Source organism: Pseudomonas sp. S34 (assembly GCF_009866745.1).
GTDB classification, from domain to species: Bacteria; Pseudomonadota; Gammaproteobacteria; order Pseudomonadales; family Pseudomonadaceae; genus Aquipseudomonas; species Aquipseudomonas jessenii.
Genome location: NZ_CP019398.1, coordinates 3,938,784 through 3,961,894, shown reverse-complemented (window position 1 = coordinate 3,961,894; position 23,111 = coordinate 3,938,784). Strand labels below are relative to the sequence as shown.

Annotated in this window: 19 protein-coding genes; 11 read left to right on the top strand and 8 right to left on the bottom strand. The window is 61.9% G+C overall.

Annotated features, from left to right (window positions below):
- The first annotated feature begins 25 nt into the window (after positions 1–25).
- A complete protein-coding gene (locus tag PspS34_RS17670) occupies positions 26–559 on the top strand; it encodes a cysteine hydrolase family protein (RefSeq protein WP_154861335.1) in 534 nt (177 codons plus the stop codon).
- A 115-nt stretch (positions 560–674) separates the two neighbouring features.
- Here the strand turns inward: PspS34_RS17670 and PspS34_RS17665 are convergent, their stop codons facing one another.
- Positions 675–1,580, bottom strand: a complete 906-nt coding sequence (locus PspS34_RS17665; protein WP_150814734.1) for a LysR family transcriptional regulator — start codon at positions 1,578–1,580, stop codon at positions 675–677.
- A 199-nt stretch (positions 1,581–1,779) separates the two neighbouring features.
- Here PspS34_RS17665 and PspS34_RS17660 point away from each other — a divergent pair, with 199 nt between their 5' ends.
- The 7 genes from PspS34_RS17660 (at position 1,780) to PspS34_RS17630 (ending at position 11,267) form a co-directional block, all read left to right on the top strand.
- Positions 1,780–3,279: a cytosine permease gene (locus PspS34_RS17660; protein ID WP_154861334.1), complete on the top strand. Its 1,500-nt coding sequence runs from the start codon at positions 1,780–1,782 to the stop codon at positions 3,277–3,279.
- Complete coding sequence (locus PspS34_RS17655; protein WP_154861333.1) at positions 3,276–4,118, top strand: nitrilase-related carbon-nitrogen hydrolase; 843 nt, start codon at positions 3,276–3,278, stop codon at positions 4,116–4,118. Before PspS34_RS17660 ends, PspS34_RS17655 begins: the two co-directional genes overlap by 4 nt.
- 87 nt (positions 4,119–4,205) lie before the next feature.
- Positions 4,206–5,228, top strand: a complete 1,023-nt coding sequence (locus PspS34_RS17650) for a helix-turn-helix transcriptional regulator (RefSeq protein ID WP_154861332.1) — start codon at positions 4,206–4,208, stop codon at positions 5,226–5,228.
- A gap of 202 nt (positions 5,229–5,430) precedes the next feature.
- Entirely contained in the window at positions 5,431–7,227 is a 1,797-nt protein-coding gene (locus PspS34_RS17645) for an amidohydrolase (RefSeq protein WP_159390418.1), read from the top strand.
- Positions 7,228–7,245: 18 nt separating this feature from the next.
- On the top strand, positions 7,246–8,985 hold the full coding sequence (locus tag PspS34_RS17640) for an amidohydrolase (RefSeq protein WP_150814731.1): 1,740 nt from the start codon (positions 7,246–7,248) through the stop codon (positions 8,983–8,985).
- Between the two features lie 106 nt (positions 8,986–9,091).
- Positions 9,092–9,832 (top strand): TorF family putative porin, encoded by a 741-nt coding sequence (locus PspS34_RS17635; protein WP_150814730.1) that lies wholly within the window; start codon positions 9,092–9,094, stop codon positions 9,830–9,832.
- 46 nt (positions 9,833–9,878) lie between these two features.
- On the top strand, positions 9,879–11,267 hold the full coding sequence (locus PspS34_RS17630) for a cytosine permease (protein ID WP_154861331.1): 1,389 nt from the start codon (positions 9,879–9,881) through the stop codon (positions 11,265–11,267).
- A 128-nt stretch (positions 11,268–11,395) separates the two neighbouring features.
- Here the strand turns inward: PspS34_RS17630 and PspS34_RS17625 are convergent, their stop codons facing one another.
- The 7 genes from PspS34_RS17625 to PspS34_RS17595 form a co-directional block, all read right to left on the bottom strand.
- Positions 11,396–12,115 carry a L,D-transpeptidase family protein gene (locus PspS34_RS17625; protein ID WP_154861330.1) on the bottom strand — a complete coding sequence of 240 codons (720 nt, stop codon included), beginning with the start codon at positions 12,113–12,115 and terminating at the stop codon, positions 11,396–11,398.
- Positions 12,112–12,870, bottom strand: a complete 759-nt coding sequence (locus tag PspS34_RS17620; protein ID WP_154861329.1) for a M15 family metallopeptidase — start codon at positions 12,868–12,870, stop codon at positions 12,112–12,114. The genes PspS34_RS17625 and PspS34_RS17620 overlap by 4 nt, the downstream gene beginning before the upstream one ends.
- Before the next feature lie 33 nt (positions 12,871–12,903).
- Positions 12,904–13,893: a lipoyl synthase gene (gene lipA / locus PspS34_RS17615; protein ID WP_154861328.1), complete on the bottom strand. Its 990-nt coding sequence runs from the start codon at positions 13,891–13,893 to the stop codon at positions 12,904–12,906.
- 144 nt (positions 13,894–14,037) lie between these two features.
- Complete coding sequence (gene glyA, locus PspS34_RS17610; RefSeq protein ID WP_154861327.1) at positions 14,038–15,294, bottom strand: serine hydroxymethyltransferase; 1,257 nt, start codon at positions 15,292–15,294, stop codon at positions 14,038–14,040.
- A gap of 41 nt (positions 15,295–15,335) precedes the next feature.
- Positions 15,336–15,719, bottom strand: coding sequence for a glycine cleavage system protein GcvH (gene gcvH / locus PspS34_RS17605; RefSeq protein ID WP_057714203.1), 384 nt, complete (start codon positions 15,717–15,719; stop codon positions 15,336–15,338).
- Between the two features lie 381 nt (positions 15,720–16,100).
- Positions 16,101–17,609: a sigma-54-dependent transcriptional regulator gene (locus tag PspS34_RS17600; RefSeq protein WP_150814724.1), complete on the bottom strand. Its 1,509-nt coding sequence runs from the start codon at positions 17,607–17,609 to the stop codon at positions 16,101–16,103.
- Positions 17,610–17,677: 68 nt separating this feature from the next.
- Positions 17,678–18,592: a LysR family transcriptional regulator gene (locus PspS34_RS17595; protein WP_150814723.1), complete on the bottom strand. Its 915-nt coding sequence runs from the start codon at positions 18,590–18,592 to the stop codon at positions 17,678–17,680.
- Between the two features lie 151 nt (positions 18,593–18,743).
- Here PspS34_RS17595 and speB point away from each other — a divergent pair, with 151 nt between their 5' ends.
- From speB to PspS34_RS17580, 3 genes are all read left to right on the top strand, one after another.
- Positions 18,744–19,745 carry an agmatinase gene (speB, locus tag PspS34_RS17590; RefSeq protein ID WP_057714206.1) on the top strand — a complete coding sequence of 334 codons (1,002 nt, stop codon included), beginning with the start codon at positions 18,744–18,746 and terminating at the stop codon, positions 19,743–19,745.
- 53 nt (positions 19,746–19,798) lie between these two features.
- Complete coding sequence (locus PspS34_RS17585) at positions 19,799–21,310, top strand: aldehyde dehydrogenase family protein (protein ID WP_150814722.1); 1,512 nt, start codon at positions 19,799–19,801, stop codon at positions 21,308–21,310.
- Between the two features lie 226 nt (positions 21,311–21,536).
- Positions 21,537–23,111 (top strand): cytosine permease, encoded by a 1,575-nt coding sequence (locus tag PspS34_RS17580; protein ID WP_090456554.1) that lies wholly within the window; start codon positions 21,537–21,539, stop codon positions 23,109–23,111.

Below are 23,111 nucleotides of genomic sequence, written 5' to 3'. Positions count from 1 at the left end.
CCTCGACATATCAAGGAAGGAAATCATGACCACTGCGTTATTAATCATCGACGTCCAGCAAGCTTTGTGTTCCGGGGAGTACGAGTGCTTCGAGATTGGACGGGTCATCAACACCATCAATGACCTGTCTGCCCGGGCGCGCAGGGCCGGCGTTCCGGTGGTGCTGATCCAGCATGAAGAAGAGGATGGTCTGTTGAAACACGGTGTCCCGGGCTGGCAATTGGCCGAAGGGCTGCAAACATCGCCCGAAGATCATCGCGTACGCAAAACCACTGGCGATTCGTTCTATCAGACCAACCTGCAACGGTTGTTGCCGGTAGAAGACTTCGAAAGGCTGGTCATCTGCGGCCTGCAAACCGATTACTGCGTGAATGCTACCCTGCGTCAGGCGCATCAATTGGGCTATGACGTGGTGTTGGCCGCCGACGCGCACTCCACCGTCGACAATGGCAATGTCACTGCCGAGGACATCATTGCCCAACACAACAAGGATTGGGCAGATCTGAGCGGCTCGGTGGCCCGGATCGATGTGGTCCCGGCTGCTGAAATCCGCTTCTGATAACACCATTGCGCCCCCCTTGTAGGAGCGAGCCGGCTCGCGATGGACGTTAACGATAACGCGGGGGGCCAGATACCCAGCGGTGCCCGGAAGTCCATCGCGAGCAGGCTCGCTCCTACAAGGGTGAACCGAAAATCTCGATCAGCTCGTTCAGGAACGCACTCACCAGATCCCGCTGCCGCGCCGAATGCCGCACCGCCGCATGAAAGCTCACCTCATAGCGCAGCAGGTCCGGGTTCAGCGGGTGCAACTGCCCCAGCTGTTCATGCCGGGTCGCGTAGTGCTGCGGCAGAAACCCCAGGTGCTGGCCGGACAGAATCAGCAGGGCCGCGCCGTCCATGCTGTCGGTGAGCACGGTCAGGCGTTCGATGGAGGTGGGGGCCGGCATTTCCGGTAGCGGATGGCTCGGCCAGACCCAGTCAAACCCGCTGACATCTTCCCGGGTCAGCGCGCCAACCTGGTCGAACAGTGGATGCGAGGGCGCGCAGTAGGCAATCTGGGTTTCCGGGAACAGCGGGAAATAATCGATGCTGGGCAAACGGTGCCAGAAGTAACCGATGGCCAGGTCGATATGGCCATTGATGATTTTTTCTTCCAGCAGCGACGACGACAGCTCGGTGAAGTGGAAGTACAGCCCCTCGTGCCGCGCCCGCAAACGGGCAATGGCCTGGCCGATTTTCCTGTTCGCCACCGGGTCGATTTGCCCTAGCAAACCGATGTTGATACTGCCCGAGACTTTGCGGTTGATGTGTTGCACTTCCACCCGGAAACCCTCGGCCGCCGCCAGCAGGCGTCGGGCCGCCTCGATGAATTGAGTACCTTTGGGCGTCACGGAAAACCCACCGCGCCCACGCTCGCACAGGCGGAAACCGACCCGCGCTTCCAGCGTTGCCAGTTGCGCGCTGATCGTGGGTTGCGTGGTGTTGAGAGCGGTTTGTGCCGCCGAGATGCCGCCCGCTTCGACGACGGTCAGAAATACCCGGATCAGACGCAGATCCAGCTCCGTAACAGTTCCCAGCATGGGGGCTCCCGATTCTCGCTTACATAGATACCGATCTATGTGAACAGTGTGCCTGCGATATTTTACTGCCAGAACTCACGCCCTACATTGCCGTGAAACCAGCGTCATCGTCAGCTTTTTCTGGAGTTTCACCTGATCTGGACGTCGTAGCGAGCGCTGTACCCACAAAAACAACAAACAACAGCATAGGAACAATCGTATGTCAGGTTCCCCAGTGTCTGCGCACGCCACCGAGGCGAGCGGCGGGTTGGCCATCGAAGGCCACTCCATCGATTACATTCCGGAAAACGAACGTCACGCCAAACTCGGCAGCCAGGGCCCATTCTGGTTCCTCGGCAATTTCCACTTCTTCACCATCTCCATCGGCTTTGTCGGCCCGAGCCTCGGCTTGTCGGCGCTGTGGACCATGCTCGCCGGTGCCCTGGGCATCATGTTCGGCACCATTTTCATGGCGTTCCACGGCTCCCAGGGCCCGGAAATGGGCCTGCCGCAGATGATCCAGTCCCGTGCGCAGTTCGGTTATCGCGGGGTGATCCTGGCGTTGATGGCGACGATGTTTGTGTTCGTCGGTTTCAATGTGGTGAACATCTCGCTGATCATGAACGGCCTTGAACATGTGTTCGGCATCGACCCGACCATCGTCGCCGTAGCCGTGGTACTGATCGGCGCGCTGTTGTCGATCTACGGCCACGACCTGATGCACAAGGCCTTCAAGTGGGCCTTGCTGGCGACCTTGCCGCTGTACGCACTGGTGACCATCGCCCTGATGTTCGGCGCAGGTTCCGAAGGCGTCACCCCGGCAACCGACCTGGGCTTCAACTGGGTGGCCTTCGCCACGTTGTTCGCCATCGGTGCCAGCTACAACATTTCCTATGCACCCTACGTGTCCGACTATTCCCGTTACCTGCCGAAAAACACCAGCCGGACGAAACTGATTGCGGCGGTGTTCATCGGCGCCTCGTTGTCGGGCAGCTGGATGATCGGCCTCGGTGCCTGGCTGGCGCAGCAATTGAAAGCGGCGGATGCGCTGGTGGCGTTGAATCAGGTCGGCTCGTCGATGATTCCGGGGCTGGGCAATCTGCTGGTGATCGTTTCGGTGGCGGGCTTCCTGCCGATCATCGCGCTCAACACCTACAGCGCCATGCTGACGCTGCTGACCGGCGTCGACTCGATCAAAAAAATCACCCCGACACCCCGCGCCCGTGTGCTCTCGATCAGTGTGATCAGCGTCATCCTGTTGACCTGCGTGCTGTCGATCAAAGGTGACGGCATCGCTCTGCTGAACACCTTCCTGGTGTTGCTGCTGTACTTCCTCGTGCCGTGGACCGCCGTCAACCTGGTGGACTACTTCTTCGTGCGCAAGGGCCGTTATGCGATCCCGCATTTCTTCACGCCAAAAGGCATCTACGGCGCCTGGCAATTTCGCGGCATCGTTTCGTACCTGATCGGCTTCGCCGCGATGGTGCCGTTCTTCTACATCTTCAACGCAGCGGCCAACAAGGAAGTGTTCGTTGGTCCGCTGGCGCGGATGCTTGAAGGCGTGGACATCGCCTGGCTGGTGGGGCTTGTGGTGTCGGGGCTGACCTACTACCTGCTCAGTCGCTCGATTGATCTGGCCGCCGAACGCCGGGTGATCGACGCGCTGAGCGAAAGCGACATCGTCGCCATGACCCATTCATCTGCGGAGACAGTGCGTTGAACAACGCTAAAAACACAGTGGTCGCCTGCTGCCAACTGGCACCGAAAATAGGCGACCTGGCCTACAACCGCACGCTCACCGAACGCGCGATTCGCCAGGCAGCCTTTCAGGGCGCGCAAGTCGTCGTGCTGCCCGAACTGGTGCAGAGCGGCTATCTGTTTGCCGACCGCTTTGAGGCGCTGGGCCTGGCGGAAACCGTTGATGGTCCGACTTTGCAACTTTGGCAGACCCTGGCCCGTGAGCTGAACCTGGTGATCGTCGGCGGCTTCTGCGAGCGCCTGCCCGCTGATGAACTGGCCAACAGCGCGGCGATGATCGACGCCAACGGCCTGCGCGCGGTGTACCGCAAGGCGCATCTGTGGGATGCCGAGAAGGACATCTTCACGGCCGGCGATGCGCCACCGCCGGTGGTCGAAACGCTGCATGGACGGCTCGGCATGCTGATTTGTTACGACCTGGAATTCCCCGAGTGGGTGCGTCTTGCGGCGCTGGCCGGGGCCGAACTGTTGTGCGCGCCGGTCAATTGGCCCGACGGTCCGCGGCCGCAAACCGAGCGCCCGGCCGAAGTGCTGCGGGTGCAGGCCAATGCCTCGGTCAACCGCATGTTCATCGCCGCCTGTGATCGCTATGGCCATGAGCGTGGAGTCGGTTGGGTCCAGGGCTCGGTCATCGTCGATGCCGACGGCTACCCGTTGGCCGGGCCGGCGGAGCAGGGTGGCGAGCAGATGTTGCTGGCCACGCTGAACCTCGCCGAGGCGCGCAACAAACGCATCAGCGCGCGCAATGACCTGCATCAGGACCGCAGGCCACAGCTGTACGGGCTGCACAGCACTTTGTAACCGATGATGTCATTGCGTGCTGGACGCTCGTCACGGGCCTATGGCATCGTCGAAACCAAAGGCCATGCAGTGAACGGGAACGCAATGATGGGGGAGGGAAATAAAGTCGAGGGCGACGCAACGATGGCCACGCTCAAGGCGTTCAATCATTGCGTATTGCACCTGGGGCGGCTGGCGCGGGAGAGCGGGGCGTCGCGGTTCATCGCCGATGGCCTGCAGGCATTCGGTCAGCTGGTGCCCTTCGCATCTGCCTGGTGGGGCGAAATGTCTGCACCAGGTCCTGAGGTGCCCATGCAAAGCTGGATGCATGGCAGCATCAATCTTCCTGAATCCTTTGCCGCCGAATGGCATCCGGTGGCGGCCAACGATCAGTTCTCCTACGCCACGCTCAATCGTCCCGGTGAGGTGGTGTGCGACACGGGTTTCAACGACCCTTGCGAGGCGGTCAATGATTTCGCCCGGCGCTTCGATCTCTATCACTTGATGAGCATCACCTACGAATTGCCCGAAAGCGGCCTGATGTTTTTCGTCTGCCTCTACCGGGGGCAGGATGAACAGGCGTTCGAGGAGAACGAAGCCGAGCTGTTTTCGGCGTTCTGCGATCACCTGTTCCAGCTGTGGCGGTTTCAGGTGCAGGACATGATTCGCTTCGACAGCGAAAACGGCGCGAGTGATTTTGGCGTCGCACGCATGGACGGCAGTCTGCTCTATGTGGGGGCCAGGCTGTGCGTCGCCATCCAGCGCGAACTGCCCGGCTGGAGCGGTTCCACGCTGCCACCGGAGGTAATCGCGCAATTGTCCAAAGCCCCCTGCGTGATTCGTCTGGGCCGCTGCGCCCTGACCCTGAGCCCCAACGCCGAACACGTCATCCTGTCCCTCGAAGCACCGTCGGGCGGGGACGGCCTGGCACCTCGGGAGCGCACGGCGGCGATGCTGTTCGCCGCGGGCCACTCCTACAAGGAAATCGCCAGAATGCTCGCCTTGAGCCCGTCGACCGTGCGCACCTACCTGCGTAACTGCTACTTGCAGCTCGGTGTGAAAAGCAAGGTGGAACTGGGCTCCGTCCTGCGTTCACCGGGTGCGCTGACGGAGTCCGTGCGCCGGGACTGATCCCCGCTGTTTCAATTATTTGCCTGACCCCTCCTCATTTGCAGAGGTCCATTCGCGCGCCGCGCCCTATAGGGTAGGCCCTGTCTATACAAGGGCTTGCGCAGTCGCTTCGGGCCGCTTCAAAACAATAAGAACAGGGGTGAGGCATTTGAGACTTTCCAGGTTGTTCATCGCCGTTGCATCGACAACGGCGTTTTCCTGCGTGGCGTTGGGCGCGACGCCCGCCGACACGGTCATGCGCAATGGCTACGTCTACACCGTCGATGGCCAGAATTCCGTGCAGCAGGCCATCGCCATTTCAGGTGGCAAGATCGTCTACGTCGGCAGCGATGCCGGGGTCGACGGCTACATCGGCAAGCAGACACAACTGATCGATCTTGCCGGGCGCATGCTGATGCCGGGCTTCGTCGATGCGCACATGCACCCGGGGGATGGGGGTCGCGCCATGACCTTGTGCGACCTGAAATACCAGACCATGACCCGCGCGCAGTTTCAGGCAAGCATCCAGGCCTGCCTCGATGCCGAAAAGGACAAGGGCCCGGACGTCTGGCTGGAAGTCGGCAGCTGGGACCGCATGGGCATGACCGGGCTCGACGGCGACGCCGACAAATCGACCCTGGACGCGCTCAAGACCCAGCGTCCGATCCAGGTGCGCTCCACCGATTTCCACACCGTGCTGACCAACTCCCGCGGCCTGGAACTGGCCGGGATCAACAAGAACACCGCCGACCCCGAAGACGGCAAATACCGACGCGACAGCGCCGGCAACCCGAACGGTATTTGTGAAGACGGCGCCGCCGAATCGTTGGCCGCCGTGGTGCCGCCGGCGACCGACACGGAAAAACTCAATCAGATGCGAGCGGCCCTCGACGCCATGCGCCAGCAAGGCATCACCAGTTTCTTCGATGCGCTGGCGGGGCCAGAAAACGGCAAGGCCTTCACCCGCCTGCAAAAGTCCGGCGAACTGACCGCCCGGGCCTTGCTGGCGATCAAGCTGGACCCGGCCGCCGCGGCCGCCGACCCGGTGAAAACCATCGCCGAGGCCAAGGCCCTGGCCAGCACCTACGACCAGGGTGAGGTGAAGGTCGTACCGGGCGTGAGCATGCGCCACGTCAAACTGTTCTTGGACGGCATCATCAATGCCCCGGCGGACACCGGCGCCATGTTGACCCCGTACCTGCACAACAGCGGCACCGACAAGGCGCCGCAGTGGACGCCGGGCAAGAACCTGGGCGAGCTGTACTTCCCGCCGCAGGTGCTCAATCCGCTGGTGCTGCAAGCGGTCAAGGCCGGTCTCGATCCGCACCTGCACGCCACCGGCGAGCGTGCGGTGCGCGATGCACTGGACAGCGTCGCCTACGTGCGCAAGGAACTGCCCGGTCAAGACTTCCGCCCGGCCATCGCTCACGCCGAGTCAGTCGACCCTGCCGATTACGCACGTTTCAAGGCACTGGACGTCACGGCCACCATGTCGTTCCAGTGGGCGCAGCAGGCCCCGTCCACGGTCGACGGTACCAGCGATCACCTTGGCGCCGCGCGATTTGCGCGCATGGAACCCTCGGGCAGCATCGCCCATGCCGGCGGCCGAGTGGCGTTCGGCAGCGATTGGCCGGTCGATCCGCTGGATGAGTTCCTGGCGCTGAAAGTCGGTGTCACCCGTTCCGGCGACCCGAGCAATCCGCACAGCTATGGCCCCAAGTATGCCGGGCGACTCAACGCCGATCCGGCGCTGTCGCGAGCCGAGGTGCTGCGCAGCATCACCCTCAGTTCCGCCGAACAGCTGAAGCTGGACGCGGTGCTGGGCTCGGTCGAAGTCGGCAAGTTCGCTGACCTGATCGTGCTCGACAAGAACTTCATGCAGGTGCCCGAGGAGGAACTGGGCCGCAATGACGTGCTGCTGACGTTGGTTGGCGGCAAGGTCGTGTGGGCCAAGGCGCCGTTCCTGGGACTGGCGCCACAGGTTGTTTCCCAAGTTGTCACTTCTCGATCCGTCCAATAAAAACTAGAGAGCGTTCCAATGCGATTCATTCCAAACCTGTTGGCCGCCGCGCTGGCATTGTCCTCGGTACAGGCGATGGCCGCCGCTGACCTGGTGTTGTTCAACGGCAAAGTGTTCACCGCCGAACCCGGCCAGGCGCTGGTGCAGGCTGTTGCGGTGCAAGACGGCAAAATTCTGAAAGTGGGCAGCGATGCCGAAATCAATGCCCTGGCCGATGCCAAGACCCAGCGCATCGACTTGGCGGGCAAAGTGTTGATGCCGGGCATGATCGACACCCACAGCCACCCGGTGGTAGGCGCTTTCGACAGCATGAAGGCCAACCTGCTGGACGAGGTCAAACCCTTGCCGGAACTGGAGCAATGGTTGATCGAGGAAGACAAGGCTGGACGCGCGCGCGCCGGTGATGTGATCAGCGTGGCCGGGGTCAGTTCGGCTTACTGGGAGAAAAGCCGTGAACTGGGCAAGGTGTTCAACCAGGGACGCTGGGCGGACCAACCGATTGTCTTCAGTGGCATCGACGGGCACACCGGTTGGGCCAACAACGCGATGCTCAAGCGCCTGGACATCGACGCGGCGCTGGTCAAGAGCCTGCCGGAAAAGGAACGCGGTTACATCGGCCATGAAGCGGACTTCACCCCTAACGGCTACTTTGCCGAATCCCGCTGGGACGTGGTGCGTAACGGGATTCCGGCGCCCAGCCCGGAGGCCATGCTCAAGGCCGCTCGCGAGGCGGTGAAGATCAACAATCAATTCGGCGTCACCGCCTGGATGGACGCGGCGGCGAACGGCGGCAGTGAGGATTCGCTGTTCGATTTCCATGCCACCGCCGAAAGTGTCGGCGTGCTGCCGCTGTACAAGGAACTGGCGCAGAACGGCGAACTCAGTGCCCACGTCGCCGCGCTGATGGTCACCAATCCGAAGAGCAAACCTGCCGACCTGGAGGTGATCGCCACAGTAATGAAACAGTTCGAGGGTGTGCCTAACCTGACGTTCCCCGGCGTCAAGGTGTTTGTCGACGGCATTCTCGAATTCCCGGGGCAAACAGCGGCGGTCGTCGTGCCGTACAAGAACAGCCACAAGGACGGTCAGCTGCTGACCGACCCGGCGCACTTTGGCGAACTGGTGGTGGCAGCGGAAAAACGCGGCTGGATCGTGCACATGCATGCCGTCGGCGACCGCGCGGTGCGTGAAGCGCTCAATGGCGTGGCGTATGCGCGCAAGCTCAGCCCGACACCTGTGCCCCACAGCATCGCGCACCTGCAACTGGTCAATCCCAAGGAGTTTGCGCGCTTCAAGCAACTGGGCGTGATTGCCTCGATGCAGCTGCTGTGGGCCACTGGCGAGTCCTACACCGTCGAGCTGGTCAAGCCTTACATCAGCGCCTTTGCCTACGGTTACCAGTATCCCGCGCGGTCCTTGCATAACGCCGGCGCGACGATTGCCGGTGGCAGCGACTGGCCGGTGTCGAGCGCCAATCCGTTCAACGCCATTGCTCAGGCCAGCACGCGCAAGGGGCCGTTGGGTGTACTCAATGCCAAGGAAAGCATCGACCGCCAGACCATGTTCTACGCCTACACCATCAACGCGGCGAAAACCCTGCGCCTGGATCAGCAGATCGGTTCGCTGGCACCGGGCAAGCAGGCCGACCTGATCATCCTCGACCGCGATGTGTTCAAAGTCAGCGATGACGAACTGTTCGAAACCAAAGTCCTGAACACCTTCTTCGCCGGCAAGCAGGTCTACGCCCCCGCGTCCTGACCTGCGTACACCCAGCACACGCAAAAACCGCCAGCCCCTCGTAGCGCGAGGGGCCTGGCATCGCCATGCCTGAAATTCCCGTACGCCATAACAACAAGAGAATTGTATGAACGCACTTTCAGCATTGACCCTCGCGACACTGGCATTGATCCCCCTGAGCAGCCAGGCCCTGACCCTCAACGATGATTTCAGCCTGGACATGACCCTGGGCGTGGTCAGCGATTACCGCACCCGGGGCATCTCGCAAACCCTGGGCGATCCGGCAGTACAGGGCGGCGCAACGCTGTTGCACAGCAGCGGCCTGTACATCGGAGCCTGGACCTCCAACGTCGATTTCGGCGGCGGCTTCGATACCCGCCAGGAGCTTGAGTACTACGCCGGTTATTACTGGCAGGCGACGGATGCCATCAGCCTGGATCTGGGCTACATCAAGTACGACTACCCGAAGAATTCCGACTTCAACCTCAGCGAGGTCTACGCCGTCCTCGACCTGTACGGCGTGAAGCTGGGTGCCTATTACTCCAAGGACACGCCGAACTTCTTCGGCGAGGACCAGGACACTCTTTACACCTACCTGGGCTACAAAATCGATTTGCCGGCCGAAGTCGGCCTGGACCTGCGCTTTGGGCGCAACGATGTAAATGACCCCGCGTTCTGGTCCGCCAATGGCGATAGCCGTGAGTCTTACTACGAGTGGGAAGCCAAGCTGACCCGCGACTTCGTCGGCGTCACCTGGGGCCTGAGCTATATCGACACGGACTTGTCGAAAAGCGAGTGCGCCAGTTGGTACGGCTATGACGACCTCTGCTCTGCAACGGTTGTAGCCAGTGCAACCAAGACGTTCTAACTTCCAACCCTGACAACAAAAACAGTTCCTCAAAGGAAACATCGTCATGAGTGCGCAACGAAGTCCGCTGATCGAGACTCGCTCGATCGATTTCATTCCCGAGGCTGAGCGTCACGGCAGCCTCTATAGCCAGTTCACCTTGTGGCTCGGCGCCAACCTGCAGATCACCGCCATCGTCACCGGCGCTCTCGCCGTGGTGCTGGGCGGCGATGTGTTCTGGTCACTGATCGGCTTGCTGATCGGGCAGGTGCTGGGTGGTGCCGTAGTGGCGCTGCACGCGGCGCAAGGTCCGAAGCTCGGACTGCCGCAAATGATCTCCAGCCGAGTGCAGTTCGGGGTGTATGGCGCGGCAATCCCGATTGTGCTGGTGTGCCTGATGTACCTCGGTTTCAGCGCCACCGGCGCGGTGCTGTCGGGGCAGGCGATTGCGCAATTGATCAGCGTCAGCGACAGCGCCGGCATCCTGATTTTCGCCGCGTGCATCGCGTTCCTGACGATCTTCGGTTATCGGGTGATTCACTTGGTCGGGCGGGTGGCCAGCGTGCTGGGGATCATCGCGTTCGCCTACCTGTTCACCCGGTTGATGACCCTCAACGACATCGGCTTGCTGCTCGACAATCGTCATTTTGGCTGGAGCACCTTCCTGCTGGCGGTTTCGCTCTCGGCATCCTGGCAGATCGCCTTCGGCCCCTACGTGGCGGACTACTCACGTTACCTGCCGAGCAAGACCTCATCGTGGAAAACCTTCGCCGCCGTGGGCCTTGGCACCGTGCTGGGGGCCCAGACTTCGATGGTGCTGGGGGTGTTCGCCGCCGCACTGGCCGGGGCGAATTTCCGTGGGCACGAAGTGGCGACCATTGTCGGCCTGGGCAGTAGCGGTGTGATCGCGTCCTTGCTGTACCTGAGCATTGTGTTCGGCAAGGTCACGGTGTCCACCCTCAACGCCTATGGCAGTTTCATGTGCATCGCCACCATCATCAGCGGCTTTCGTCGTCGCCTGGAAATCACCGCCCGCCAGCGCATGCTGTTTGTGCTGCTGATCGTCGCGGCGTCCACCGCGCTGGCATTGCTGGGGCAGTACTCGTTCCTCAACTCGTTCAAGTACTTCATCCTGTTCTTGCTGACGTTCTTCACCCCCTGGAGCGCGATCAACCTGGTGGATTACTACTTCATCAACAAGGAACGTTACGACATTCCTGCGTTGTCCGACCCGAACGGGCGCTACGGTCGCTGGAACGTGCTGGGGATCTGCGTGTACGTGATCGGCGTATTGATCCAGTTGCCCTTTGTCGACACCCATTTCTACTCCGGGCCGATGGTTGCACAACTGGGCGGCGTGGATATCTCCTGGATCGTCGGGCTGCTGGTGCCGGGTGTGATTTATTACGCGCTGGCCAAGCCGTCGATGAGTGGCGTAGTGGTTGAGCGGGGTTAATTCCCGCATTTGTGGCGAGGGGGCTTGCCCCCGTTGGACTGCGTAGCAGTCCCTTTTTTGGGTGCACTTCGTGCCCCAACGGGGCGATGCGGCGTTCCGACAAGCCCCCTCGCCACAGGGTTCAGCGTTTACTCGCGTTCGGGAAGTTCCCAGCGCTGGCGCAACTGTTCGTACTGCGCTTCGGGCAGTTGCACCAGCATCGGGGATTTTCCCGGGTCCAACCAGTTGAACAACCGCGCGATATCCGCCGGGTCCATGGCCGTACAGCCACGGGTCGGCGCCGTGGGTCCACGCCAGATGTGGAAGAAAATGCATGATCCGGCAGCGGGAGTGGCCAGGGTGTTGTGCCGGATGAAAATGCCCTGGCGATACAAGTCATCGCTGCGGCGCATGCGTTCGGAACTGTTCCAGTCTCTTGCAATGACCGAGCTGTCGACCAGCTCGTTGTAGCGAGCCGACTGGCTGTCGTCCACACATTCGATGGTCGCTGTCAGCGCCAGGTAGGGCAGGCGGGTATTGGCCGAAGGCTCGTAGCCAAACGCCGTGCCCAGGCTGAACATCCCGGCCGGCGCCTTGCCGTCGCCTTCCTTTTTGATCGGCCCTTCAGGTCGCCCGGGGTTGAGTTGGCCCTTGCCCCAGCCCATGCCATTCTTGCCGAGCACCACTGCAAAGGGCGCTTCGAATTTCTGCAAGGTCTGCCCGTGCCGTTCATAGCGCTGGGCAGTACCCTGGATGTCATCCCAGCCTTTACTGGTGACCACGATCAGTTGGTCACTGCCGTCGAGTCCCTGGGCCATGGCGGCCAGCGGAAAAAACGCCACCAACAGGGTCTTGAAGAGAATGTTCATGGTGCGAGCGGCGTGATGGGGAAGTTCATGACGTCCGGCTTCGGCGGATTCCCGCTGTACGTGAAGTGCCACCACTCGGCCGAATAACCCACAAAGCCTTCCTTGGCCATGGCACTGGTCAGCCGCTGGCGATTGGCCTTGGCCGTGGCGTTGATCAGCGCCGAGTCGGTGTGCGCCCGCTCATCGAAGCAATCGAAACCGGTGCCCATGTCGAGCGCGCCGTCGTGCCAGCGCTCGCCGTAGGGGGCGGTGCAATCTGCCGGTATCGCCGAAGGTGTCCAGGTGTCGGCGGGCAGGGCGTCAGGGCCGGTCAGGGTCAGGTCGACGGTGTTGCCTCGGGAGTGATTGGACACCCGGGCCACATAACCCAGGCGCCAGAAGTCCTGCTTGTCGACCCGTGGATAGAACTCGGTCTTGAGCGGGTCGCCGGGTTCGCTGGCGAAGCGTCCCATGTCCGCCACCGCGCGGGTCGGGCGATAGCAGTCGAATACCTTCAAGCCGTAGCCTTCGGCTTTCAGTGAGTTTTGCACTCGGGCTAACGCCTTCGCCGCATCCTCCGACAGCAGGCACTCTGCCGCCTGGTAGCCGTCGAGCGGGTGCCCGGTGAAGTTGTGCGCGCTGGCGTAGCGGATGTCCTGCGCGATGCCCGGGTCGACGCTGCGCACATACACCATGTGCCCGGGTTTCGACTCGTCGGCCATGCACGGCGTGGCAAGGCTCAGGCACAGCAACATCAGACAGGGTGAACGCGACATCGGGAACGGCTCCATGCATGACCAGTCATTCCATCATGGCTTGAAACCGTCCGTACCTCCATGAAGTTGTTGATCGGCGTGATAGGACGAACGCACCAGCGGCCCGGACGCCACGTTCTTGAAACCCATGCGCGTGCCTTCTTCGGCAAACCAGGCAAAGGTGTCCGGGTGCACGAAGCGCTGTACCGGCAAGTGACTGCGGGACGGTTGCAGATACTGACCGAGGGTCAGCATGTCGATGTCGTGCTCGCGCATGCGCTGCATGACTTCGATGACTTCTTCGTCGGTCTCGCCCAGACCCAGCATCAGGCCGGACTTGGTCGGAATGTGCGGCATCATCTGCTTGAATTTCTGCAGCAGGTCCAGCGACCACTCGAAGTCCGAACCCGGCCGCGCGGCCTTGTACAGGCGCGGTACCGTTTCCAGGTTGTGGTTGAACACATCCGGCGGCTCATGGGCGGTGATCGCCAGGGCCACGTCCATGCGTCCGCGATAATCCGGCACCAGGGTTTCCAGTTGAATGCCGGGCGACAGCTTGCGGATCTCGCGCAGGCAATCGACAAAGTGCTGGGCGCCGCCATCGCGCAAATCGTCACGGTCCACCGAGGTGATCACCACGTACTTCAGGCGCAGCTCGGCGATGGCCACGGCCAGGTTCATCGGCTCGTTGGCGTCCAGCGGCTTGGGCCGGCCATGGCCGACATCGCAGAACGGACAGCGACGGGTGCAGATGTCGCCCATGATCATGAAGGTCGCGGTGCCACCGGAGAAGCACTCGCCCAGGTTAGGGCAGGACGCCTCTTCGCAGACGCTGTGCAGCTTGTGCTTGCGCAACAGTTGCTTGATGCGGTCGACCTCGGGAGAGATCGGCATGCGCACGCGAATCCAGTCGGGTTTGCGCGGGAATTCATCCGCGGGAATGATCTTCACCGGAATCCGCGCAACCTTTTGCGCACCGCGCAGTTTGGTGCCGACCTCCACTTTGGCCGGGCTGTTGCCGGTCGACTCGACAATGGCGTTCATGATGCTTTCCTTTTGCAGCAATGGGCACGAAACCTGTGGGAGCGGGCTTGCTCGCGAAGAGGGAGTGTCAGTTGAAATTAATGTTGACTGACACACCGCCTTCGCGAGCAAGCCCGCTCCCACAAGGGGTTTTGTGTTGTGTGGTCAGTCGCGGTAGACCGGGAAGTCCGCGCACAGGGCGGCAGCCTGCCGTGCGACATTGGCTTCGATATCGGCATCGCCAAGGTGGTCGAGGATGTCGCAGATCCAGCCGGCCAGGGCAATGCTCTGCGCCTCCTTGAAGCCACGGCTGGTGATCGCCGGGGTACCGATGCGCAGGCCGGAGGTCACGAACGGCGATTGCGGATCGTTGGGCACGGCGTTCTTGTTCACGGTGATGCCGGCGCGACCGAGGGCGGCGTCGGCGTCCTTGCCGGTCAGGCCCTGGCGGATCAGGCTGACCAGGAACAGATGGTTGTCGGTGCCGCCGGACACCACGTCATAACCACGCTCGATAAACACCTGCGCCATGGCCTGGGCGTTGCGGGTCACCTGCGACTGATAGGTCTTGAATGCCGGCTCCAGCGCTTCCTTGAAGCACACGGCCTTGGCGGCGATCACGTGCATCAGCGGGCCACCCTGACCACCTGGGAACACCGCGGCGTTGAGCTTCTTCTCCAGTTCCGGATTGGCTTTGGCCAGAATCAGACCGCCACGGGGGCCGCGCAGGGTCTTGTGGGTGGTGGTGGTGACCACGTCGGCGTAGGGCAGGGGATTGGGGTACAGACCGGTCGCCACCAGGCCGGCGACGTGGGCCATGTCGACGAAAAAGTACGCGCCGACCTTGTCCGCGATCTGACGGAAGCGCGGGAAGTCCAGGGTCTTCGAATAGGCCGAGAACCCGGCGATGATCATCTTCGGCTTGTGCTCGACAGCCAGGCGCTCGACTTCGTCGTAATCGATCAGGCCCGTGGTGGTGTCGATGCCGTATTGCACGGCGTTGTACAGCTTGCCGGAAAAACTCACCTTGGCGCCGTGGGTCAGGTGACCGCCGTGGGCCAGGCTCATGCCGAGCACGGTGTCGCCGGCTTGCAGCAGGGCCAGATAAACCGCCGCGTTGGCCTGGCTGCCGGAGTGCGGCTGGACGTTGGCATAATCGGCGCCGAACAGCTGCCTGGCGCGGTCGATGGCCAATTGCTCGACCACATCGACGTGCTCGCAACCGCCGTAATAACGCTTGCCCGGATAGCCTTCGGCGTACTTGTTGGTCAGGCCGCTGCCCTGGGCTTGCATCACCCGCTGGCTGGTGTAGTTCTCCGAGGCGATCAGTTCGATATGGTGTTCCTGCCGTGCATCCTCGGCGTTCATCGCCGCCAGCAGTTCGTCGTCATAGCCTTTGATCTGGTCGTGCTTGCTGAACATGGTGTGGTCCTTTTTCGGATTCGGGAAATGCGTAGGGGGCTTCAAGCGTCGGCGTGTTCTGCGGTCAGGCGTTCATAGGCGTCTTGATCCAGTAGATCGCTCAACGCCTGGACATCGACCGGTTTGAAGCGAAAGAACCAGCCTTCGCCCAATGGGTCTTCGTTGACCAGTTCCGGGGTGTTCTCCAGTGTCGCGTTGATCTCGACCACTTCACCGTCCAGCGGCATGCCGATACTGCTGGCGGCTTTCACCGATTCCAGCACCGACACTTCAGCGCCTGCATCGAAGGCGCCCAGCTCAGGCACCTGAACGAATACCACATCCCCCAGCGCCTGCTGGGCAAACGCCGTGATGCCGACGGTGACCAGGCCATTGCTCTCAAGGCGCAGCCATTCGTGATCGACGGTAAAACGCAATTCGCTCATCTCAACTCCTTATTGTTTTAAGGCTCGTGGCGGGGCGACGAGCGGGGTTGGAGGAGTGATAGCAAGGGTGGTGCCAATGTTTTTTATTTGTTTTAAATCAATGGCTTGAAGTGATTCTGTAAGGCGTTGGAGATTCCGGCTGTATTGAAATGAATACAGGAAACCCGGGCTGTGGGTGCGGACGCCGTAATTGTGGGTGGGAAAGGTTTTGTCTTGATTTCGCTACGCTGTATCGATTTGAAGACGGAGAGCTCGGCAACAACACTGAGCCCCTGTGGGAGCGGGCTTGCTCGCGAAGGCGTCATCGCAGCCAATATCGATGTTGTCTGACCGACCGCTTTCGCGAGCAAGCCCGCTCCCACATTTTTGACCGAGCCAGGTTCAGGGTTTATTGGGAATCCCGTACTTGCGCAGGCGAATCGCGATGGCGCTATGGGATGTCTGCAGTCGTGCCGCCAGCAACCGACTGGACGGATAGCTGCGATAAAGCTGTTCCAGCAGGTTCTTCTCAAAGTCGCCAACGGCCTCTTCCAGGCTACCGACTTCGCCGTCGTTCTGCCGCTCTACCGCCGTGCGGGCGATGTCCAGATCGTCGATGTCCACCAGCGGATTTTCGCAAATCGCCGCTGCACGGAAGATCACGTTCTGCAATTGCCGCACATTGCCCGGCCAGCGGTTGCCGAGCAGGGCGCTGAAGGTGCTCGGTGCCAAACGACACGCCGGTCGCTGGATCTGCGCACAGGCCTGTTGCATGAAGTGATTGGCCATCAACAGGATGTCGTGACCGCGCTCGCGCAGCGGCGGTACTTGCAGGTTGAGCACATTGAGACGGTAGAACAGGTCTTCGCGAAAACGCCCTTCGGCGACCATTTTTTCCAGGTCGCGGTGGGTCGCGCTGAGCACCCGCACATTGACCCGGACCTCTTTATCGCCACCGACCCGACGGAAGCAGCCATCGCTCAAAAAACGCAGCAACTTGGCTTGCAGGTACGGCGACATTTCCCCGACTTCATCGAGGAACACCGTGCCCTGGTCGGCCAGTTCCAGCAGGCCGAGCTTGCCGCCCCTTTGCGCACCGGTGAAGGCGCCGGGGGCGTAGCCGAACAGCTCGCTTTCGGCCAGGCTCTCCGGCAGTGCCGCGCAGTTCAGGGCCAGAAAAGGCGCGTCGTGCCGTGGGCTGATGGCGTGGCAGGCGCGGGCCACCAGCTCCTTGCCGGTGCCTGTTTCGCCCTGGATCAACAGCGGCGCGTCGAGGGCCGCCACTCTTTGCGCACGCGCCTTGAGCGCGCGGATCGGCGGTGATTCGCCGAGCAGCGCATCGAAGCCTTCGGCATGGTCATGGTGCAGTGCCGACAGGCGTTCACCGATGCGATTGGGTTGATACAAGGTGAGCAGGGCGCCGGCGTCGGTGATCGGCATCGCGTCGAGGAGCAAGGTCTGGCCACCGAGGCTGACCTCGTGCATCGGCAGGCGGAAATGGTGAGCGATCAAGGTGCGTTGCAAATCGGCATCGTCGAACAGCGCGGTCAGCGATTCACCGGCCGGTTCGCGCCCGCACAGGGCGATCAGCGCCGGGTTGGCCAGCAGCACATGACCTCGGTCATCCACCGCCAGCACCGGGTCGGAACTGGCTGCCAGCAACGCGTCCAGTTGCAGGCGCCGGCGTTGCCCCGGAAGGATGTCGACCATGGTCACCGCTTGCACGCCGCGCACACCGAAAAGCGCCTCGCGCAACTCCTCCAGCACCTCGGCGCCGAGGGTCGGTGCATCGATGTAGACGTTCGGCGGCACCATCTCCACGGCGTCCAGATTGAAACTGCGTCCACCGAGCAGGGCCAGCACTTCCTGGGTGATTCCGACGCGGTCGATGAAGGTGACGTGGATGCGCATGACGGGCCTGCAAGGTTGGCGAACCGAATCAGTATGCCCGGCAAATTTTCAATTTGGCGAGTGTCACATCACAGCTGGCCGGTTTTACGGGCGCTGGCGGCCAGGTCTTCCAGGAACGCCTGGAGGATCGGCGGTGGTGCCGTGCCGCGACGGGTGATCACGTCGAACGGCGATTTCAGGCGCAGGCTTGCGGGTGCCAGTTGGTGCATCTCGCCGCTTTTCACCCACTGGCTGGCGAAGTGCTCCGGCAGGAAACCCACATAAGCGCCGGAGATGATCAGGATGGCCGACGCCTCGATGTTGTCCACGGTGGCCGCCGCTTTGGTGATACCCAGGTGTTCCAGGTCGTATTGCTGCATGTAGCCGCGCACGACGATGCGCCCCGCGCCGACCTCTTCGAGCAGCTCGGCGCCCTCGGCCTGGCTGCCGAACAACGGGTGTCGCCGGCCGCAATACAAACCCAGCGCTTCCTGGTACAGCGGTGATTGCAGCAGGCCCGGCACATGGATCGGGAAGTGCCCGATGGCCAGGTGCAGGCGACCGTCGAGCACCCGTTCTTCGAGTTCCGCCGGGGTGCCGACGTACACGTTCAGGTGCACGTCATGCCCGCGGGAGACGAAGCGCTGTGTGGTGCGCGGAATCGGCGAGTCGGGGTCGGTAATCGTGGTGTCGATGATCCCCAGGTTGAGCTTGCCGCTGATGTGCTGCTTGAGCACGTCGGCGTCCATGCAGAAGTTTTCCACCGCCGACAGCAGGCGCTGGGTGGCTTCATGAATCGCCACCCCTTGTTCGGTCAGGCGAAAGCCGCTGCGCCCACGCTGGCAGAGTTTCACCCCAAGACGGGTTTCCAGGTGGGTCATCTGTTCGCTGATGGTCGACTGCCCGGCATTCAACGCCGCCTGCGCGGCCGAGAAGCCACCGCAGCGCACAATCGTGGCAAACACCCTGAGCAGTTTCAGGTCGACGTCGTGCAGCTGGATCATCTTGAACCTCCGGCATGTGGATGCATCGGGAATGCCGATATGAGTATCTGATGTTTAGCATTTTTTCCACGAAAACCTGCGCCCATAGTCTTTCCAACGGCGGTCGCCTTGCAGTCCGTCAAGCCGATAACAAGAAGTGGAGAGGCTAGAAATGTCGAACAACGGTTATGAATCCGGTCGCCTGAACCTGCCATTCGTGGGTCATTGCACCTTTGGCAAATCCCCGGTGTGCACCGATTGGGATGCACTGGATGCCGACGTCGCGGTGCTCGGTGTGCCCAACGACATGGGCACCCAGTGGCGCTCCGGCGCACGCTTCGGACCACGCGGGATTCGTGAAGCATCGACGCTGTTTTCCTTCGGCCACGCCGGCGCCTACGATCATGAAGATGACGTGATGTACCTCACCGCATCGGACGTGCGCATGGTTGACGTCGGTGATGCCGACATCGTCCACACCGACATGGCTACCAGCAACAAGAACACCGAATACGCCGTGCGCAAGATCCTCGACGCTGGTGTCATGCCGGTTGTTCTCGGCGGCGACCATTCGGTGCACGCACCAGTGATCAAGGCCTTCGAGGGCCGTGGCCCGATCCACATCATTCACTTCGATGCGCACCTGGATTTCGTCGACGAGCGCCACGGTGTTCGCTATGGCCACGGCAACCCGCTGCGCCGCGCCTCGGAAATGAACCACATTGTCGGCATGACCCAAATGGGCATTCGCAACGTGTCGTCGTCCAACCGTGATGACTATGAAGCGGCCCACGAAGCCGGCTCGAAAATCCTCTCGGTGCGCGACGTGCGTCGTCTCGGCGTCGAAGGCGTGCTGGCGCTGATCCCGCAGAACATCAACTACTACATCACCATCGACATTGACGGTTTCGACCCGTCCATCGCCCCCGGCACCGGCACCCCGAGCCACGGCGGCTTTCTCTACTACGAAGTGCTGGAAATCATCCAGGCCCTGGCCAAGCGCAGCAAGGGCAACATCGTCGGCATGGACCTGGTGGAAGTGGCTCCGGTCTACGACCCGACCGGCATGACCTCGATCCTGGCCGCACAACTGCTGCTCAACAGCATCGGTTTCATCTTCCACGAACGAGGCAAGGTGCGGGCGGCCGCCGAAAGCGAAACCGCATCAGCCTGATCATCGAAACCAGTGACCCGGCAGGCCCTGACTGCCGGGCAGAGAGAACAAAAATGGACACGATCGTCAAAAGTTACCTGCAAAAATTCGGCGTCAGCGAAGCCACCCAGACCTTCCTCGGCAAGGTCCAGAAAATGTTCATCGGCGGCGCCTGGGTCGAGGCCAGCAACGGCGAAACCTCCGATGTGATCGAACCCTCGACCGAAGGCCTGATCACCCGCATTCCCATGGGCACCACCGATGACCTGGACCGCGCCGTGCAAGCCGCCCGCGCCCAGTTCGACGGCGGCGCCTGGCGCCAGGCCAAACCTGCGGAACGCGAGCGCATGATGCAGCGCCTGGCCGACCTGATCGAGCAGAACGCTGCTGAGCTGGCGCAAATCGAATCGATCGACATGGGCAAATCGGTTGCCTTCGCCAAGGACGTTGACATCCAGGGCACCGTCGATACCCTGCGCTACTTCGCCGGCTGGGCCACCAAACTGCACGGCCGTACTGTCGAACCTTCGCTGCCGGGCAACTACCTGGCCTATACCCGCAAGGAAGCGGTAGGTGTGGTCGGCGCCATCGTGCCGTGGAATTTCCCGCTGCAAACCATGGCCTGGAAGCTCGGCGCGGCGCTGGCCACCGGTTGCACCGTGGTGGTCAAGCCCGCCGAACTGACTTCGTTGTCGGCCCTGCGCTTCGCTGAACTGGTGCAGGAAGCGGGCATCCCTGACGGCGTGATCAACATCGTCACCGGGCGCGGCAGCGTGGTCGGCGCGGCCATGGCCACCCATCCCGGCATCGACAAACTGACCTTCACCGGATCGACCCCGGTCGGCCAGACTGTCGGCCGCGCAGCGCTGGATGACATGAAGCGCCTGACCCTCGAACTCGGTGGTAAATCACCGGTCATCGTCTGTGCCGACGCCGACATCCCGGCCGCCGCCCAAGCAGTCGCCAACGGCGTGTTTTTCAACTCCGGGCAGGTATGCGACGCCGGTACGCGGGCCTATATTCATAGCAGTGTCTACGACGAATTCCTGCGTGAGCTGATCGCCTACACGCGCACCCTGAAAATGGCCCCGGGCCTGGACCCGGACTGCTTCATCGGCCCGCTGGTCTCGGCCCTGCAAAAGCAGCGCGTGACCGAGTACATCGAAACCGGCAAGGCCGAAGGCGCCGAACTGGTCTACGGCGGTCAACCGGTCGATGGCCCTGGCTTCTTCGTCGAGCCGACCATTTTCGCTAATTGCCGCAACGACATGCGCATTGTCCAGGAAGAGATCTTCGGCCCGGTGCTGGTCACCGCACCGTTCGACGACGAGGAAGAAGCGCTGGCCCTGGCCAACGACTCGCCATACGGCCTGGCTGCCGCACTGTATTCCAACGACCTCGGGAAAGTGCACAGCCTGATCCCGCGCCTCAAGGCCGGTTCGGTCTACGTCAACGCCCACGGCACCCTCGATCCGTCGATGCCGTTCGGTGGCTACAAGCAGTCCGGATTCGGCAAGGACCTGGGCGCCGAGCAGCTCGACTACTTGCTCGAAACCAAGGCGGTGTGGATCACGCTGCCAGGCTGACCCGCCCCTTGTGGGAGCGGGCTTGCTCGCGAAGAGGCCGGCACATCCAACATTGATGTCGGCTGGTGCTCCGCTTTCGCGAGCAAGCCCGCTCCCACAGGTTTTGCACTAGGGCTGAAGGCAATCGAGCCTTTGAAAAACGGGAACGGCAAGGAAGCTCCCGGGCGTCGTTCACCCGAAAGAACGCGGTTATCTCGTCATGATCTTCCAACAATAAGAGTCCGTCATGAACACTAACGCCAAGTCCGCCCCGAGCGTGTCCAGCCTCGACGAAAAATCCGTCGTCGAGGGGCATTCGATCGACTTCATCCCCGAGAACGAGCGCACCGACAAACTGTCGAGCCAGGGCCCGTTCTGGTTCCTCGGCAATTTCACCTTCTTCACCATGACCATCGGCTTCGTTGGCCCAAGCGTCGGCCTGACCGCACTGTGGACCACGCTCGCCGGCACGCTGGGCATCATGTTCGGCACGCTGTTCATGGCGTTTCACGGCTCGCAAGGCCCGCACCTTGGCCTGCCACAGATGATCCAGTCCCGCGCGCAGTTCGGTTATCGCGGGGTGATCCTGGTGCTGCTGGCGACGCTGTTCGTGTTCGCCGGCTTCAACATCGTCAACCTGGTGCTGATGATGCAGGGGCTGCACACGCTGTTCGGCTTCAACCCCGCGGTGATCGCGGTGGCGGTGACCATACCGGCGGCGGTGCTGGCGATTCTCGGCCATGACTGGATGCACCGCAGCTTCAAATGGGCGTTGTTCCTGTCGCTGCCGCTGTATGGCCTTGTCACCGTGGCGGTGTTGATGGGTTGGGTGCCGGACGCGGTAATGCCGGCGCTGGCGGCGGGCGAAGTGGCCCGGGAGCCGCTGGGTTTCAACTGGACCGGTTTCATCGCGCAGTTTGCGGCGGCCGCCAGCTACAACATCGCCTATGCGCCTTATGTGTCGGACTACTCGCGCTACCTGCCGAAGAATACTTCCAGCGGCAAGCTGATCGCCGTGGTGTTCCTTGGGGCGTCGCTGTCCGGTGCGTGGATGATTTCCGTGGGTGGCTGGCTGGCCGATCACCTGCACTCCACTGACGTGCTGGTGGCCCTCGGGCAAGTCGGCAACACTGTGTCGCCGCTGGTGGGCACGGCGGTGGTGGTCGTTACCATCCTGGCGTTCCTGCCGGTGATCGCGATGAACATCTACAGCGCCAAGCTGACCACGCTGACCTGCGTCGACTCGATCAAGCACATCGAGCCAACCCGCAAGGCACGCATCCTGGCCATCGGCTTCGTGATCCTGCTGCAACTGGGCGTGGCCCTGAGCATCCAGAGTTCCGGCAAAGGCCTGTCGGTACTGGGGATCTACCTGGTGGTGATGCTGTACTTCCTGGTGCCCTGGACCTCGGTCAACCTCACCGACTACTTCTTCGTGCGCAAGGGCCGCTACGCCATCCCGCACTTCTTCATGCCCCACGGCAACATTTACGGCAGCTGGGGACTGCGCGGTATCGCCGCTTATGCCATCGGTTTTATCTCGATGATCCCGTTCTTCTACATCTTCGACGGCGTTGAACAGCGCGAGGTGTATGTCGGTCCGCTCGCCAAGGCGCTGGGCAGCATCGACATCGCCTGGTTGGTCGGGCTGATCGTATCGGGCCTGGCGTACTACTGGCTGAGCCGCTCGATCGACCTCAAGCGCGAAGAAGCGGTGATCCAGCAGATTGAGAAAAACTCCCCGCAATACACCACCGGCGACACGCTGACCCACAAACAGCAGCCTATGCCGGTATTCACTGAATCGACGGTCGGGAGATGA